A 14,182-nucleotide genomic window follows, 5' to 3' on the forward strand; every position below is an offset into this window, starting at 1 on the left:
AGACACACATGTGACATAAATCACAAAGCCGTTTATGTCACCATATCGTCAAACTCATTCGGTTTATTTACATTGCGAAATACGATCTCATTTTCCCAAAAATCTTGCTCCGTCACATAGCGAACATGACAACGATCAAGCAACGACTTCATTCTGTTATCCTTTGCTTGCAGCAGCTTTTCGATTTGCTCGAATGTCCGTCGATGATACATGCCAACTAACGGCTGAATTCGACCGAAATGCGCGCATATAATCGCATCAAACTTCTCGTTCGCATATTTAGCAAGTTTTTCCGCAACTTCCCGCCGCATATACGGCATATCGCACGGAAGCACAAATATCCATTCCGCTTCGCTTTTTTTCATAACCGTATAGATTCCCGCCAGCGGCCCTTGCCCACGATACCGTTCATCGTCCATGATCACTTTTTCCGCCGTTTTTTGCCGGAAACAGTCCAACAGTGAAGGATGGCTAACAATATAAATATCCTCTGCCACTGTGCGTAATGTTTCTACAGCAATTTCAAAAAAATATTTTCCTTTAAACTTGGCAAACGCTTTCGGGCTGCCAAAACGCCGCGACTGACCCCCTGCAAGAACAACCCCTGTCATTCTTTTCACCGTCTATCCCCTTTCTCCAACTCTCTGTTTCACTGTATCATGAAGGCAACGAAAAGAAAAGATTCCCATAATTTTCTGGGAATCTTTTCTAAAAATCTGATTTATTTTTTGCCGATGGCAACTCTCCAAATTTCCGGTCCTTCTTCTAAGTACTCCCAAGTAAATTGATCTGGACGTTCCATCATAAACTGATAATGCAGCGGACGCGGATCATGATCGTTTGTTAATTCCATCACTTCACCTGGCTTCAGGCTATCGAATAAACGAAAGATCACAGGATGTCTTTCGCGCGGTTCATAATCAGGCGCATGAATTTTTGCAGCAAATTGACTCATAATTGTTGCCTCCTTTATAGTATAATGAATTATATACACATCATAATCGCTTTTGTCGTTTGTCGTAGTGATGAACATCACAACTTACGAATGATAATTTTCAATCGTTTATGAAAGGAGAAATGATGTTGGAAGAGCTTGTTGGCTTTTGTTCGCAGTGCGGCAAACCGATACATTGTTTGCATGGGTTTTTAAACGGCATCATTAGCGATGAAAAAGAAACGTTGTATTGTTTTCAATGTTACGAAGAAAAAGAAGAAGCGAAGAGCAGTTAATAATGAACAAGATAGAAAGCGCTATCATACGAAGATAAAAAGAATCACAGCGATTTGTGCTGTGATTCTTTTTTATTTATTCTTCTTTGGTTAAATCGACCACCGGAAGCGCTTCTTCCTCACCGTGTGTCGGTTTGCGCAAATGGAATAGCGATTTGACGCTGAACACCATCATCACAATGACACCAATTAAGAAAATCGTATCTGGAACAGCACGGATCGTAAGCAAGGTTTGTACAAGATCCTGTTGTAAAAACGCTGGAGAACGCGATGCCCAATAGCCATGTTCAAACGCTTCTTTTATTTGCAGAATACCGATTGGCAATAGCGTCACTGCAATCATCCCTGCAAGCCCGATATTGAGCATCCAGCATGCGAATTTTAACCATTTATCGTTCCATGCTTCCGGCTTGACGATATTGCGCAGCGAATACAGCAACACCGCAATGGCGAACATGCCGTATACTCCCATCATCGCCCCATGGCCGTGAGCCGGCGTTAAAAATTGCCCGTGTTCGAAATAACTTACGGCTGGCAAATTGATGAGGAATCCAAGCACACCGGCGCCGACTAGGTTCCAAATCGCTGTAGAAATCAAAAACCAGAACGTCGACTTATAAGGGAAGTTGACGCCGCCGTCGCGCATCATTTTGTATTGCTCATATGCTTCTAAAATAAGCAATGTAAGCGGAATGACTTCGAGCGCCGAGAAGACGGCACCAAGCGCAATCCATATTTCCGCCGAACCGTTGTAATAATAGTGGTGGCCAATTCCAATGACCCCGCTGCCAAGCAAGATCGTAAATTGGAAATATAACGCTCTTACTGTAGAGCTTTTTGTGACAAGTTTCATTTGCACCAACAAAAAGCCGATTACAACAACCGCAAACACTTCAAAAATTCCTTCCACCCACAAGTGGATAATCCACCAGCGCCAGTAATCGGCCATCGTAAAGTTTGTGTCCGGTTTCATAAAGAACGCAAAGATGTAAAAGAACGGCACCGCAATCGCCGAGTAGAACAATAAGTGAATTAATCCGCCTTTATCGCTCTCCCGTTTTAAGCCGCTCTTAATGCCGCGAAAGACGATAAACAGCCAAATGAGCATGCCCACTACCAAGATGATTTGCCAAATGCGGCCAAGCTCAATGTACTCCCATCCTTGATGGCCAAGCAAGAACCAGCTGTTTCCTAAATATCCGTTCACACCGAGCCATTGGCCGACCATGCTGCCGCCGACAAGAACAACGAGGGCCCAGAACAAAATATCAACGAGAAGCCCTTGTTTTTTCGGCTCATGTCCGCCGACAAGCGGCGCGATAAAAATCCCCATGCCCAGCCATGATGTCGCAATCCAGAAAATCGCTAACTGTAAATGGTAGCCTTTCGCAATGTTAAACGGCAATAAATCATGAATCCATTTGATGCCGAAAAAGCTGTCTGGCTCTACATAATAATGGGCAAGCAGCGCACCAAACATCGATTGAACGAAAAACAGCACAGCAACAATCGCAAAGTATTTTCCTGATTTCACTTGCGAAGAAGTCAAAGGCTGCTTACGCAAATCGATAACCGGGAATTGCCCTTCTTTATATGCTTCCTGCATGCTTAATTGATAGCGGTAGAAGAAGAACAAAATAATCCCGACGAATAAAATTAAGATGGTCACGCTTGCTCCGCTCCACCACATGGCGGAAAACGACATCGTATTCCCTGCATCTTCATAATATGGCCAGTTGTTTGTATACGTAATGTGGTCCCCAATTCTTGGAGTGCTTGATAACCAAGCTGTCCAGAAGAAGAAGTCGGCGATTTGCTGAATTTGGTCGCTGTCCGCTACCCAGGCGCGATGTGCTTTTGGCATGTCTGATTCTTTAATTAACCCTTTTTTCAATCCCCAGCCGTCACCGTTGGTGAATACATCGCGATAATAATCGCGGACTTTTTCCAGTCCATACACTTGCGCGTCTGTTAACACGAGCACATCCGTAACCGGATTGTAGCGATTTTTCCGCATTTCTTTAATTACTTTATCACGAATGATCGTTTTTTCATCTTTGGATAGTTGCGAGAATGGTTTATTATAAAGTTCTTTTGCTTTATACTCTTGCATTCCTTCCGTGTAAATCTTCAACGCCTCTGCCGTATAATCCGGACCCATGTAAGATCCGTGCCCAAGTACGGTACCGTAATCCATCAAGCCATACTTTTGAAATACTGCCTGTCCGCCGATAATCGTTTCTTTTGTCATCAACACTTTGCCGCTTTCGCTCCGCACTTCTTTCGGCCGCGGCGCCATTTCTTTAAAAATCCAATATCCGCCGACAAGCAGGACGGTAAAACTGATTAAAATCGTAAAAATTAATATTGATTTAAGGAAACTATTTTGTGTCCGCCGTTCGGGACGTAAAGACGGACGGACTGATGGGTTTACTTCCATCTATCCTCAACCTCCTATCTTTGATTCATCCTCATTGTAACGCTGCAAAAATAAAAAAAATGTGAGTCATGACAAACGCATACTATGATTTATGTCACAGCTCGCATATGAAGAAACTCATAAAATGGTAGTATAGAAATAACGGAAAGCCTTACAGTTTCTTTATCCTTGTCAAAAGGAACTCCACTTGTTGAAAGACACATTTTCGCAAAATTTATGTAAGGAGATGGAATAATGACAAATGGTTGGATGAAAGAGAGACTAAAAAATGTTCCGCTTTTTCGCGAGTTATCCGATCATGAACTGGAATCACTCGTATCGATTTCCCATGTACGCGTCTATAAACCGCGGACATTTGTTTTTATGCAAGTAGATCCGTTAGAACGCGTCTATTTCATCCATTCCGGAACGGTAAAAATTTATAAAACCGATATGAGCGGAAAAGAACAAATTGTTTCGATTTTGCAGACAGGTGAAATGTTTCCGCATACCGGTTTTTTCTTAAAAGGTACGTATCCTGCGCACGCGGAAGTCATTGACGAAGCGACGTTAATTGCGATTCCAATCGCGGACTTCGAACAAACGTTAATTTGCTATCCAGAGTTATGCATTAAATTATTTCGCGTCATGGGCGAAAAAATCGTTGACTTGCAAAATCGCTTGGAAGAACAAATTCTCCATAACACGTATGAACAAATTATTATGCTTCTGCTGCGCTTAACGAAAACAAATGCAGTGCGTCAAGGAAAGCTTTACCGTTTGACTGCGCATGTGACGAATCGAGAGCTTGCCAATATGATCGGCACCTCGCGGGAAACAGTAAGCCGAACGCTCAGTCAATTAAAACGAAAAGGATTGATCGATATTAATGAAGATGGATTTTACCTTATTGATAAAGAAGAATTAGAAAAAGAAATCTTTTTCTAACCAATGTGACGCAAATCACAACATATGAAAATGAAAATTACTATCATAGCAGTAAAGGAGGGATGATGGTGGGAACGATCGTAGAGTTGGATGTCCGTGAGGATTTACAAAAGAAAATCGAACCGTTTGAAAAAATTATGAATGCCGTTAAGCCGCTGCAGCCCGGAGACATCTTTATTTTGCATGCGCCATTTAAACCGATCCCGCTGTTTCCGATTATGAAGGCAAAAGGCTTTACGTATGAAACGGAACAGATCGAGAAAAAACATTGGAAGGTTACGTTCGTCAAACAGGGGTGAGAATGATGATTCTTGATAATCGCGGACTAGAGCCGCCGCAGCCGATGATGCGGACATTAACCGCGCTTTCGAAACTCCAGCCTGGAGAAACATTGACGATTATTAACGACCGCCGCCCGATGTTTTTATACGAACAGCTTGATGAACTCGGCTATAAACACGAAACCATCGAGCGGGAAGACGGCAGCTTCCAAATTACGATTACAAAAGGATGACGAGCATGATTCCAACAAACACAGCATATGAAACAAATATTCGCCTTCCTCTTTTATTTATCGTGTTTGGCGTCGTTGCTTTTGTTGCGGCACAGGCGATATTGCTTGCCGCCGGACCCGCGGCAGCAAGCGGCGTGTTTCGCCTGCCGAGCATCTGGGCGGCAGCTCATTTGGCAGTGCTCGGCTTTGCCTTAATGATCGCGATGGGAGCAATGTACCAGCTCGTCCCAGTCGCGTTTTTGACGCCGATTTGGAGCGAGCAGCTAGGATTTGTGCAGTTTTTTATCACAGCAGCCGGAATCATCGCATTTTCCATGAGCTTGGCATTTTATGCCCATGTGGCATTGTTCCCGGGGGTACTGCTTGTACTAGGCATTATTCTTTTCCTTTTCCAAATGGGGATGACGCTGCGGAAACAGGCGAAAAAAAATATCATGACATTGTTCGTCGGTTCCGCGCTTGCGTTTTTACTATTGACCATCCTGTTTGGACTGACGCTTGCCCTTCATTTTTGGAGCGGCAGCGAAGCGGCCGATCACCTTTTCATCCTGAAAACACACATTTTATTTGGGATGTGTGGCTGGTTTTCCCTGCTGATTATGGGATTTTCGTATAAAATGGTGCCAATGTTCTCTCTCTCGCACGGATTTTCGATGAAGCTGGCTCGATATGTATATGTCTTCTATGTAACGGGACTGATCGTCACCTTCATCAGCTTTTTCCAGGATGGGCGCGGCCCATTTGCCGCTGGTGCCGGCCTTTTATTGACCGGATTTGCCTTATTTGCTTACCATATATGGACGATCCTGCAGAAACGGGTAAAGAAAAAACTGGACCGGCCGTTTCAATTCGCTTTACTGGCGATCGGCATTGCCTTAATCTTGCACACGGCGGCATTCCTCTTGCCGCTTTCCGGCAACAATCACGGCATGGCGATCGTCATTTACGCTTATGTGTTCGGATGGATTATGTTCAGCATTATCGGCTATCTATATAAAATCGTCCCGTTTTTATGGTGGACACACCGCTACAGCAAAAAAATCGGACAAGAAAATGTGCCGACGCTGAAGCAAATGATCAATGAAAAATGGACGATCGTCCAATGCATATTATTTACCGTTAGTCTCGTCGGAGTGGTCATAGCGCTAACGGTTTCCAGCCTGCCGCTCTTTTACGCTGCCCAAAGCGCCATGACATTATTTTCTCTTTTCTTTGCGAGTACAATGATTTCTGTTTTATGGAAATAATAAGGGGGCTATGGCGATGGATATTCGCGAATTAGTACTTGAGCAACTGCGAACGGTGATTGACCCTGAATTAGGGATCAATATCGTTGATTTAGGATTAATTTATGATTTGCAAATTAACGATGGCAACATATATATTTTAATGACGCTTACGACGCCGGGATGTCCGCTTCACGACTCGATCGTCGGCGGTGTGAAACGGGCGCTGGAACATATCGACGGAATCCGCGATGTACAAGTGCAAATTACATGGAACCCGCCTTGGACGCCGGAACGGATGAGTGAAGAAGCGCTGCGGCAATTAGGGCATTTTTCATAAAAACATGCCGTTCTCTTTTTCATCCGCTTTCGTCCGACAATGCGCAACGGCTATGCTTTGCCTAGCATAGCCGCTTTTTCTACACATGTGTCGTAAACCACTTTACCGTCTCCAAAAGCGCTTCCCTTGTCACTTTATGCCCCGCCGTGGCATCGGAAATAAACTTCAGACTTTTTTCCTTTCCTTGATAAAGCGGCTTTATTTGTTCATAAAACTCATATGTATAAGCATAAGGCACCACTTGGTCGCACTGGCTGTGCCAAATAAGGAGCGGGCGGCCCGCTAATTTCTCCGGCTGTTTGGAAAGATCGTATTTCACTAACTTTGCTTTTTCCCGTTTCAATTGCTCGTCTGACAGCGGAATAACAACCCCCATTTTCTTCGCTGTTCTGACTAATTCGTCGAAAAACATTTCATAAGCGGGGCATCCCATCAGAGAAACAGCCGCTTTAATCCATGGATACACAGCAAGCGAACCGAATGTGGCGATTCCCCCCATCGATGTACCAGCAATCCCGACTCGGTCTGGGTCAATCAAGCGACGCTGCTCCATCTCTTTTTTTATCAATTTCACTTCCGCAATTGTCTGTTGGACGACATGCCAAAACATCAGCTGCAACTCACGCCCGGATAAAGACGTTCCGCGTTCCCCATGATAAAGCGCATCTGGTAACACGACGCGGTATCCTGCTTCGGCAAGCAAATACGCAAAATGCAAATTATGCTCTTTCGCGCTTGTAAATCCATGAATAAACAAAATGAACGGCAATCGTTCCTCTTTCTTTTCCTTTCTTACGACATGCAGCACAGGCACTTGGGCAACCATTTCTTTTTCAATAAGAACCATCATCACCGAAACTCCTTCTTTTTTCTAATAGTGTAACATATAGACAAAAATTCTGAAAAAAAGTTACACTATATTTTACAGATGATAAAAAGCAGAGGATCGTTTATACTTTAAAAAAACAAAAAAGTAAAGGAGTCATTATGGAGCGACATTTAATTGCATTAGATTTAGACGGTACGTTATTAAAAGATGACAAAACGATTTCCCCGTTTACAAAAGAAATGATTTTGCGCGCCAAAGAAGAAGGGCATCTTGTCGTGATCGCCACCGGCAGGCCTTACCGCGCCAGCAAAATGTACTATGAAGAACTTGGACTCACGACGCCAATTGTCAACTTTAACGGAGCATTCGTCCATCATCCGGCGGACCGTTCATGGGGGGTCCGGCATTCCCCGCTTCCGCTTGAAGCCGTCAAAGACATTATCGAAGTAAGTGAAACGTATTCGATCAAAAATATTTTAGCCGAAGTAATAGACAACGTATACTTTCATGAACATGATGAAATGCTGCTAGATATTGTTCGCCTTGGCAATCCAACAATCAAAATCGGCGATTTGCGCTATGCATTAAAAGACGATCCAACGAGCATTCTTATCCATACAGACCGACAGCATATTGACCAAATACAGTCATACTTATCCGACGTCCATGCAAACGTATTGCATCACCGGCGCTGGAATGAGCCTTGGCATATGATTGAAATTATCCGCAGCGGCGTCCATAAAGCGTTTGGCCTCAAGCAGATCGCCGATTATTTTCATATTCCGAAAGAGCGGGTCATCGCTTTTGGGGATGAAGATAACGATTTAGAAATGATCGAATGGGCAGGTTATGGCATCGCAATGGGCAACGCCATTGATCCCCTCAAACAAATCGCGGATGATGTAACGGCAACGAATGAAGAAGACGGCATCGGCGTATACTTAAAATCGCTGTTAAAGCTGTAACGAATTGCCTTATTATCATTCCCTTTATCCGGTTACACTATCCATGACGCAACGACGCGTCTTTACTTTTTCAAAGGGGGAATACGTCTTGGGCAAACGAAACAAATCGAAACGCTTCATCCAGCAGAGCGTCGATGCGGTAGAAAAACATGACGAACGAATCCCTTACCACATGACATACGCCGAAGCGGAAGCGCGCAAGGCGGAAAAAGCGTTTGAAACATCGCTCGGGGGCGAATAACGATGGGAAACCGATTGTTTCAGGAAGCACGCAAAGCGGTGATGCAGGCGAAACAGGCAGCAAGCGGCCAGGCCGATATGGACCTAGACCGCGCCATCGCTATCGCGAAAAACGCCTTATCTTCGGCCTACGCGCATTCTAATACGGCGGAAAAAGCGCAGTTGCGTCAATTTCAAGAAGAACTTGATCAACTCACTCTATAAACGGTTGCGGCGCTTGTCCGCGACCTTTTTACATGACAGACAATTGTCTTTTTTCCTCATCACCGCTACACTAAAATATGTTCTTATCTTAATTTTGTAAGAGGTGGATACAGTGTCAATTCAAATTATTACCGACAGCGGCTGTGACCTTCCATATGCTTATTTGCAGGAGCACGATATCGCGTTTCTGCCGCTTCTTGTCCATTTCAATGGCGAAGAATATGAAGACTTTATCAACATCAAACCAAAACAAGTATATGACGCGATGCGCAACGGACAAATCGTAAAAACCGCGCAAGCAAATCCGCTGAAAATGAAAGAGTTGTTCACGCAATATGCGAAAGAAAACCGTCCTTGCCTATATATCGCGTTTTCTTCGCAACTGTCGGGTACATATCAAACCGCGATGGCGATTCGCAGCGAATTGCTTGAGGAATATCCCGAATTTCAGCTGACGATTATCGATTCCAAATGCGCTTCGCTCGGACAAGGACTGGCAGTGATAAAAGCAGCAGAGCTGGTCGAAAAAGGCACGCCTTACAATTTGCTATGCGAGACGATTGCCTCCTATTGCCATCATATGGAACATATTTTTACGGTGGATAATCTTGAGTACTTGGCGCGCGGCGGGCGAATCAGCAAAGCGTCGGCGATGGTTGGCGGCCTTTTGAACATTAAACCGCTTCTCCATGTCGAAGACGGCAAACTCATTCCGCTTGAGAAATTACGCGGCCGCAAAAAGGTGTTGAAGCGCATGGTCGAAATCATGGGTGAACGCGGCGACGATTTGCAAAAACAAGTGATCGGCATCAGCCACGGCGACGATGAAAAAGCCGCTTTGGAATTAAAGCAGCTTATTGAAAAAACATACGGCTGCTCGCGTTTCTTTATTTGCGAAATCGGCGGCGCGATCGGCGCTCACGCCGGACCGGGAACATTGGCGCTCTTTTTCCTAAACAAACATATTGAAGTATAAGTTTTTCTTTTCCACGCATACTAATGGCGTACACCGTAGATAAGGAGTGCACGCCATATGTCACATACGAGCGACAATGATAAAAAAGCGCGCGACAACAACGCAAAACGCCATGAAAAAAACATGCTTCGCGAAAAAAACCGCGAGGCGGGAAAATTTGCGTACTCGAAGAAGACCGATCATTTGTAAACTTATACTATGCGAATAACTTCCTTTGATTAAAGGGTAGAATGGCAAAAGCATGATTCACTAAACCGCCCCCACTTACCGGCCAACGTGCCTGCAGGTGGGGGATTGTTATATCCTTCTCCCATACCATTCCCCCGTCCCACGAGATAGCACGCTTGCGCTTTGCTGGAAGTGGCGAAACTCCCTTGGCACTTATAATAACCAAAGCCCTCCACAAGGTGGCTGAAAATATATAGACTTGCACCACATTCCATATTTTTCTGTAAAATATCATAGATCAAATGGGGGGGCTATATAATGTATCCTTTTTTTAGTAACTACAACGTGACGTATAGACAATCCAAAAAATTGGTTAATGACATTGAAAGAGCCATTAACGGAGAGTATAGCGCGATAAAGTGTTATGCAAATTTAGCTAATTTGGCTCTGGCAGAAAAGGAAAGAAAACAAATTCTTGAAATTAGACAAGATGAAATACGGCATTTTCAGCAATTTGCGCAGATTTACGCAAATCTAACTGGGCAACAACCGCAACCAAAAATTATTGAAGAATGTCCGGATACGTATTTAGAAGGATTAGAATTTGCTCTACAAGATGAACAAAAAACAGTCGATTTTTATCTAGATATTGCATCGGAAACAAGTAATCAATATGTAAAAGAGACGTTTCGCCGAGCAGCCGCAGATGAACAAAATCACGCAGTTTGGTTCTTATACTTTTTTGCAAAACAAAAACAACGGTAAATCACTGTTTTTCTATCTTTGCCGATCGAAAAAAACGTTCCATTTCGGAACAACAATATCTACTTTAAGCCAATCACAGCAGTTATTTGATTTTTCGCACTTCCATGCCAGCGTATAGCATGTGCCGCCTCTTTGTCTCCATGCTCGCTCCGCTTTTATGAGTTTCTCAAAAGTGGAGCGGTTTCCGCGCTCTCTCTGCTTTTGGAGAATTTTCTCCTCCTCTCCCCCATCTTCCTGTTTCTTCGAATGCTTCTAACGCCGCTTTTCCTGTTGTTTCCGCTGTTTCCTTTTACTATAATGAAACTAAATAACGAAAAAGCTGGAGGTTATGTATGTCAAAAGAAAATTCCTTTGATATTGTATCGAAAGTTGACTTATCGGAAGTTACCAATGCGATCAACATCACGCTGAAAGAAATTAAAAACCGCTACGACTTTAAAGGCAGCAAAAGCGACATTTCCTTGGAAAAAGACGAGCTTATTCTTATTTCCGACGACGAATTTAAATTGGAACAGCTTAAAGACGTGCTGATCGGCAAGCTCATTAGGCGGGGCGTGCCGACGAAAAACATTCAATACGGCAAAATTGAGCCTGCTTCCGGAGGCACGGTGCGCCAGCGCGCCAAGCTTGTGCAAGGCATTGACAAGGAAAATGCGAAAAAAATCAACACGATCATAAAAAAAACCGGCCTGAAAGTGAAAAGCCAAGTGCAGGACGACCAAATCCGCGTCAGCGGCAAAAGCAAAGACGACTTGCAAAAGGTCATCGCCGCAATTCGCGAAGCTGATTTGCCGATTGATGTGCAATTTGTCAATTATCGATAAAAAAGATGTTACGGGTGCTAAGCGCCCGTAGCATCTTTTTTTATGCTCTTTCCCTCTATTTTCACATTTATGTTAAAGAAAAAAACTTAACCCAACAATACTAGACGTAATGATCAGCAAAACAGCAAAAGCAATTGGAAGAATGTCCCGCACCAATTGCCCTTCATGTCCAGACTGGCTAGTGATAGAGGCCGCTAAGACAATTCGCGACGGGGAAGCCATGGTCATGTTCGCTGCGGAGACGTTTTGTGCTGTGGCATATAATAGTGCAGGACTATGTAATTGCTGGGCCATCGTGCTTTGAAAATGGGAAAACATAGCGTTCGCTGCACTGTTGCTGCCGCTCATGAATCCGCCGATTGCGCCGATAAACGGAGAAGCGATGATAAACCACGAGCCTACTAATGCAGCAATATGGGCAGCCAGGAAATTCGTCATTCCCGCTCCCTCCATCACGCTCGACATCGCGATAAAACCCGTTGTTGCTATTGCGGCAGGATATACTTGTTTGATGGTTTTTCCTATACAAATTTTTAGTTGAACGCCAGTCAGTCGATATAGCCATATCGCTGTCAGCGATGCAAGGAGCAGGGCAAAACCCGGGCTATACAACAGCTCTAAGTGAAAATGATATTTTGGCCATTGAATAACTAGCATACTCGCAACTATTCTTCTACATGCAGCAGAGAAATGGGAAACAAATATATATATTGTTAAAACGGCATATGGTGCCATTGCCTTATAAAAATTCCCCTTTCCAATCACTACATGCGCCGCGGCTGTCTTTCCCCTCTTTTTGCTGATCAATGTCTTTACTTTCCAATAGATAATGAGCGCACAAGCTGCGGCACCGCCTGCCAATACGCCCGCCAGCTCTGTAGATACGTACACGCTTGTCGCCCACGTAACAAGCGATAACACAAAAGAAACGAGAAAAATGGAGTCGAGATGCTGTTTGACCGACTTTTTTCCGCCACTAACCGCTACAACCATAAACGCATAAAATACATAAAGTGGAATGCTTACTAGCGCGCTATACTCCCCCAGCTGACGCAAAGGAACTCCAGACAATTCCGCATTAATGACCGTACCGATGGCAAGCGCGCCCCACGGCACGGCCGACTGCGTTAATAACGATAATACCATTGTTTTTTTCGCCGAAAATCCGAACGCAAGATATAATGGGGCAACGATCACAACAGCGACGCCAAATCCGCTAACCGCTTCTAGAAAAGGTCCTAAAGAGGCAGAAATAAGCAGCCCTTGCTCTGCCTGCGAGCGGCAAAAGCGAGATAAGCCATAAGCCATCGCATTCATCGCTCCGCATTCATTCAGCAAGTTGTATAAAAACAGCCCAAATACTAATACATAAATGACCGTAACGGACAACAGCATTCCTCGAACGGAGGAATGCAATAAATTTTGCACCGGCGCATCAAAAGAAAAATAGGCCAATACGGATGCCAATCCATACGAATAAACAGCAGTATGCAGCGCCGGCATTTTAAGCCACACTAAACAAATGAGAGCAAATAAAATAGGCAACCCTGCTAATAAGAAATGAACCGCATGATGCATGGAACATCTCCCCTCCCCTTTTTATCCACTATAGTGGATATATATATATTATTCTCCACAAAAAGCGCGAGTCAAGACAAAATTTCCACTATAGTGTAATATATACAACAAGGAGGAAGGCAATTATGAATTTTGGAAAAAACGTGCGGGAAGCAAGAAAGCGAAAATCCCTTTCATTGCAGGCATTATCAGAAAAATGCGGCGTTAGCCGCTCGATGCTATCGCAAATCGAGAGAGGAGAAAAAAATCCCACCATTCAGGTAGCTTGCCAGATCGCGGAAGGGTTGGACATGACTCTTTCGCAATTATTAGGAGAAGATGAGCAAAGCGAAGTCATTATCATTAGAAAAAGCGAACGATATATATACAAAGACGAGCGCAGCGGCTTTGAGCGCCATCTTTTATCCCCTTCTTTTCCGGCAAAAGGGATTGAGTTTGTTTTCAATATGATTCCGCCAAAACAAGAGTCCGGTGTTTTTCCGAAGCATAAAAAAGGAGTGAAAGAGTATATATCCGTAGCCAAAGGAAAGTTGAGAGTCGTACTAGGAACGCGATCATATGACTTGGCAGAAGGAGATTCGATATACTACGAAGCTGATGTTGAACATCGTTTCATTAATATTGGCGAGGAAGAATGCCACTACTACTTAGTCATTGATTCCAATCACGAACGTTCACTATAGTGAACTACGCTATTTTCACTAACGATTTTCTCATCAAGGATCGAATATTTTCATGAAAGCGATTCCTTTGTATTGAATATTTTCAGAAAATGCTTTACATTATATATTAATTAAATGTTAAAACGTTTGGCCACAACTTCATAGCGAATTTCTTATCAAGAGAGGGGGGAGGGACTGGCCCGATGAACCTTCAGCAACCTGGCGAAAGCCAAGGTGCTAAATCCAGACAGGCAAAAAACGCCTGGAAGATAAGAAGAGACGATACATAAAAAG

19 protein-coding genes and 1 riboswitch are annotated in these 14,182 nt (G+C 43.9%); of the genes, 14 read left to right on the forward strand and 5 right to left on the reverse strand.

The genetic code is table 11. The features are described from left to right. Positions 1–32 precede the first annotated feature (32 nt). Together MWM02_RS15085 and MWM02_RS15090 are read right to left on the reverse strand one after the other, a co-directional pair. Positions 33–620, reverse strand: coding sequence for a molybdenum cofactor guanylyltransferase (locus MWM02_RS15085; protein ID WP_244402347.1), 588 nt, complete (start codon positions 618–620; stop codon positions 33–35). 101 nt (positions 621–721) lie between these two features. Further along, entirely contained in the window at positions 722–955 is a 234-nt protein-coding gene (locus MWM02_RS15090; RefSeq protein WP_064552495.1) for a DUF2249 domain-containing protein, read from the reverse strand. Positions 956–1,083: 128 nt separating this feature from the next. Here MWM02_RS15090 and MWM02_RS15095 point away from each other — a divergent pair, with 128 nt between their 5' ends. Then, positions 1,084–1,230 (forward strand): hypothetical protein, encoded by a 147-nt coding sequence (locus tag MWM02_RS15095; protein WP_244402348.1) that lies wholly within the window; start codon positions 1,084–1,086, stop codon positions 1,228–1,230. A gap of 76 nt (positions 1,231–1,306) precedes the next feature. On the opposite strand, the gene MWM02_RS15100 is transcribed toward MWM02_RS15095, so the two are convergent. Continuing rightward, positions 1,307–3,670: a nitric-oxide reductase large subunit gene (locus MWM02_RS15100; protein ID WP_244402349.1), complete on the reverse strand. Its 2,364-nt coding sequence runs from the start codon at positions 3,668–3,670 to the stop codon at positions 1,307–1,309. A 234-nt stretch (positions 3,671–3,904) separates the two neighbouring features. On the opposite strand from MWM02_RS15100, the gene MWM02_RS15105 reads away from it, so the two are divergent. The 5 genes from MWM02_RS15105 (at position 3,905) to MWM02_RS15125 (ending at position 6,677) form a co-directional block, all read left to right on the forward strand. Continuing rightward, a complete protein-coding gene (locus tag MWM02_RS15105; protein ID WP_244402350.1) occupies positions 3,905–4,597 on the forward strand; it encodes a Crp/Fnr family transcriptional regulator in 693 nt (230 codons plus the stop codon). Positions 4,598–4,662: 65 nt separating this feature from the next. After that, positions 4,663–4,896, forward strand: coding sequence for a DUF2249 domain-containing protein (locus MWM02_RS15110; protein ID WP_033313901.1), 234 nt, complete (start codon positions 4,663–4,665; stop codon positions 4,894–4,896). 5 nt (positions 4,897–4,901) lie between these two features. Further along, positions 4,902–5,111: a DUF2249 domain-containing protein gene (locus tag MWM02_RS15115; RefSeq protein ID WP_064552498.1), complete on the forward strand. Its 210-nt coding sequence runs from the start codon at positions 4,902–4,904 to the stop codon at positions 5,109–5,111. A gap of 5 nt (positions 5,112–5,116) precedes the next feature. Beyond that, positions 5,117–6,358, forward strand: coding sequence for a hypothetical protein (locus tag MWM02_RS15120; RefSeq protein ID WP_244402351.1), 1,242 nt, complete (start codon positions 5,117–5,119; stop codon positions 6,356–6,358). Between the two features lie 16 nt (positions 6,359–6,374). Then, positions 6,375–6,677 (forward strand): metal-sulfur cluster assembly factor, encoded by a 303-nt coding sequence (locus tag MWM02_RS15125; RefSeq protein ID WP_064552500.1) that lies wholly within the window; start codon positions 6,375–6,377, stop codon positions 6,675–6,677. Between the two features lie 79 nt (positions 6,678–6,756). Here the strand turns inward: MWM02_RS15125 and MWM02_RS15130 are convergent, their stop codons facing one another. After that, the gene (locus MWM02_RS15130; protein ID WP_244403635.1) at positions 6,757–7,524 is read right to left on the reverse strand and encodes an alpha/beta fold hydrolase; all 768 of its coding nucleotides are present in this window, start codon (positions 7,522–7,524) and stop codon (positions 6,757–6,759) included. A 140-nt stretch (positions 7,525–7,664) separates the two neighbouring features. Between MWM02_RS15130 and MWM02_RS15135 the strand changes: the two genes are divergently transcribed. The 7 genes from MWM02_RS15135 (at position 7,665) to MWM02_RS15165 (ending at position 11,648) form a co-directional block, all read left to right on the forward strand. Further along, entirely contained in the window at positions 7,665–8,471 is an 807-nt protein-coding gene (locus MWM02_RS15135) for a Cof-type HAD-IIB family hydrolase (RefSeq protein ID WP_064552501.1), read from the forward strand. A gap of 88 nt (positions 8,472–8,559) precedes the next feature. Beyond that, entirely contained in the window at positions 8,560–8,712 is a 153-nt protein-coding gene (locus MWM02_RS15140; RefSeq protein WP_198401602.1) for a hypothetical protein, read from the forward strand. Between the two features lie 2 nt (positions 8,713–8,714). Beyond that, positions 8,715–8,915, forward strand: a complete 201-nt coding sequence (locus tag MWM02_RS15145; RefSeq protein ID WP_064552502.1) for a DUF3813 domain-containing protein — start codon at positions 8,715–8,717, stop codon at positions 8,913–8,915. A gap of 112 nt (positions 8,916–9,027) precedes the next feature. Then, a complete protein-coding gene (locus MWM02_RS15150) occupies positions 9,028–9,891 on the forward strand; it encodes a DegV family protein (protein ID WP_244402352.1) in 864 nt (287 codons plus the stop codon). A gap of 57 nt (positions 9,892–9,948) precedes the next feature. Continuing rightward, a complete protein-coding gene (locus tag MWM02_RS15155) occupies positions 9,949–10,080 on the forward strand; it encodes a DUF3941 domain-containing protein (protein ID WP_090948330.1) in 132 nt (43 codons plus the stop codon). A gap of 297 nt (positions 10,081–10,377) precedes the next feature. Then, positions 10,378–10,824, forward strand: coding sequence for a ferritin-like domain-containing protein (locus tag MWM02_RS15160; protein ID WP_244402353.1), 447 nt, complete (start codon positions 10,378–10,380; stop codon positions 10,822–10,824). A 332-nt stretch (positions 10,825–11,156) separates the two neighbouring features. Then, positions 11,157–11,648 carry a YajQ family cyclic di-GMP-binding protein gene (locus tag MWM02_RS15165; protein ID WP_244402354.1) on the forward strand — a complete coding sequence of 164 codons (492 nt, stop codon included), beginning with the start codon at positions 11,157–11,159 and terminating at the stop codon, positions 11,646–11,648. Positions 11,649–11,720: 72 nt separating this feature from the next. Here the strand turns inward: MWM02_RS15165 and MWM02_RS15170 are convergent, their stop codons facing one another. Then, entirely contained in the window at positions 11,721–13,226 is a 1,506-nt protein-coding gene (locus MWM02_RS15170; protein ID WP_244402355.1) for an L-lactate permease, read from the reverse strand. 125 nt (positions 13,227–13,351) lie between these two features. On the opposite strand from MWM02_RS15170, the gene MWM02_RS15175 reads away from it, so the two are divergent. Next, positions 13,352–13,909, forward strand: coding sequence for a helix-turn-helix domain-containing protein (locus MWM02_RS15175; protein WP_064552508.1), 558 nt, complete (start codon positions 13,352–13,354; stop codon positions 13,907–13,909). Between the two features lie 149 nt (positions 13,910–14,058). After that, positions 14,059–14,164, forward strand: a riboswitch (SAM riboswitch). Positions 14,165–14,182: the final 18 nt, after the last annotated feature.

Source organism: Parageobacillus sp. KH3-4, from assembly GCF_022846435.1.
Lineage (GTDB): Bacteria > Bacillota > Bacilli > Bacillales > Anoxybacillaceae > Parageobacillus > Parageobacillus thermoglucosidasius_A.

Bases quoted from the DNA above. Each gene is read 5' to 3' on its own strand.
- MWM02_RS15090 (WP_064552495.1), bottom strand. From the start codon at position 955: ATGAGTCAATTTGCTGCAAAAATTCATGCGCCTGATTATGAACCGCGC.
- MWM02_RS15100 (WP_244402349.1), bottom strand. From the start codon at position 3,670: ATGGAAGTAAACCCATCAGTCCGTCCGTCTTTACGTCCCGAACGGCGG.
- MWM02_RS15105 (WP_244402350.1), top strand. From the start codon at position 3,905: ATGACAAATGGTTGGATGAAAGAGAGACTAAAAAATGTTCCGCTTTTT.
- MWM02_RS15110 (WP_033313901.1), top strand. From the start codon at position 4,663: ATGGTGGGAACGATCGTAGAGTTGGATGTCCGTGAGGATTTACAAAAG.
- MWM02_RS15115 (WP_064552498.1), top strand. From the start codon at position 4,902: ATGATTCTTGATAATCGCGGACTAGAGCCGCCGCAGCCGATGATGCGG.
- MWM02_RS15120 (WP_244402351.1), top strand. From the start codon at position 5,117: ATGATTCCAACAAACACAGCATATGAAACAAATATTCGCCTTCCTCTT.
- MWM02_RS15125 (WP_064552500.1), top strand. From the start codon at position 6,375: ATGGATATTCGCGAATTAGTACTTGAGCAACTGCGAACGGTGATTGAC.
- MWM02_RS15130 (WP_244403635.1), bottom strand. From the start codon at position 7,524: ATGGTTCTTATTGAAAAAGAAATGGTTGCCCAAGTGCCTGTGCTGCAT.
- MWM02_RS15135 (WP_064552501.1), top strand. From the start codon at position 7,665: ATGGAGCGACATTTAATTGCATTAGATTTAGACGGTACGTTATTAAAA.
- MWM02_RS15145 (WP_064552502.1), top strand. From the start codon at position 8,715: ATGGGAAACCGATTGTTTCAGGAAGCACGCAAAGCGGTGATGCAGGCG.
- MWM02_RS15155 (WP_090948330.1), top strand. From the start codon at position 9,949: ATGTCACATACGAGCGACAATGATAAAAAAGCGCGCGACAACAACGCA.
- MWM02_RS15160 (WP_244402353.1), top strand. From the start codon at position 10,378: ATGTATCCTTTTTTTAGTAACTACAACGTGACGTATAGACAATCCAAA.
- MWM02_RS15165 (WP_244402354.1), top strand. From the start codon at position 11,157: ATGTCAAAAGAAAATTCCTTTGATATTGTATCGAAAGTTGACTTATCG.
- MWM02_RS15170 (WP_244402355.1), bottom strand. From the start codon at position 13,226: ATGCATCATGCGGTTCATTTCTTATTAGCAGGGTTGCCTATTTTATTT.
- MWM02_RS15175 (WP_064552508.1), top strand. From the start codon at position 13,352: ATGAATTTTGGAAAAAACGTGCGGGAAGCAAGAAAGCGAAAATCCCTT.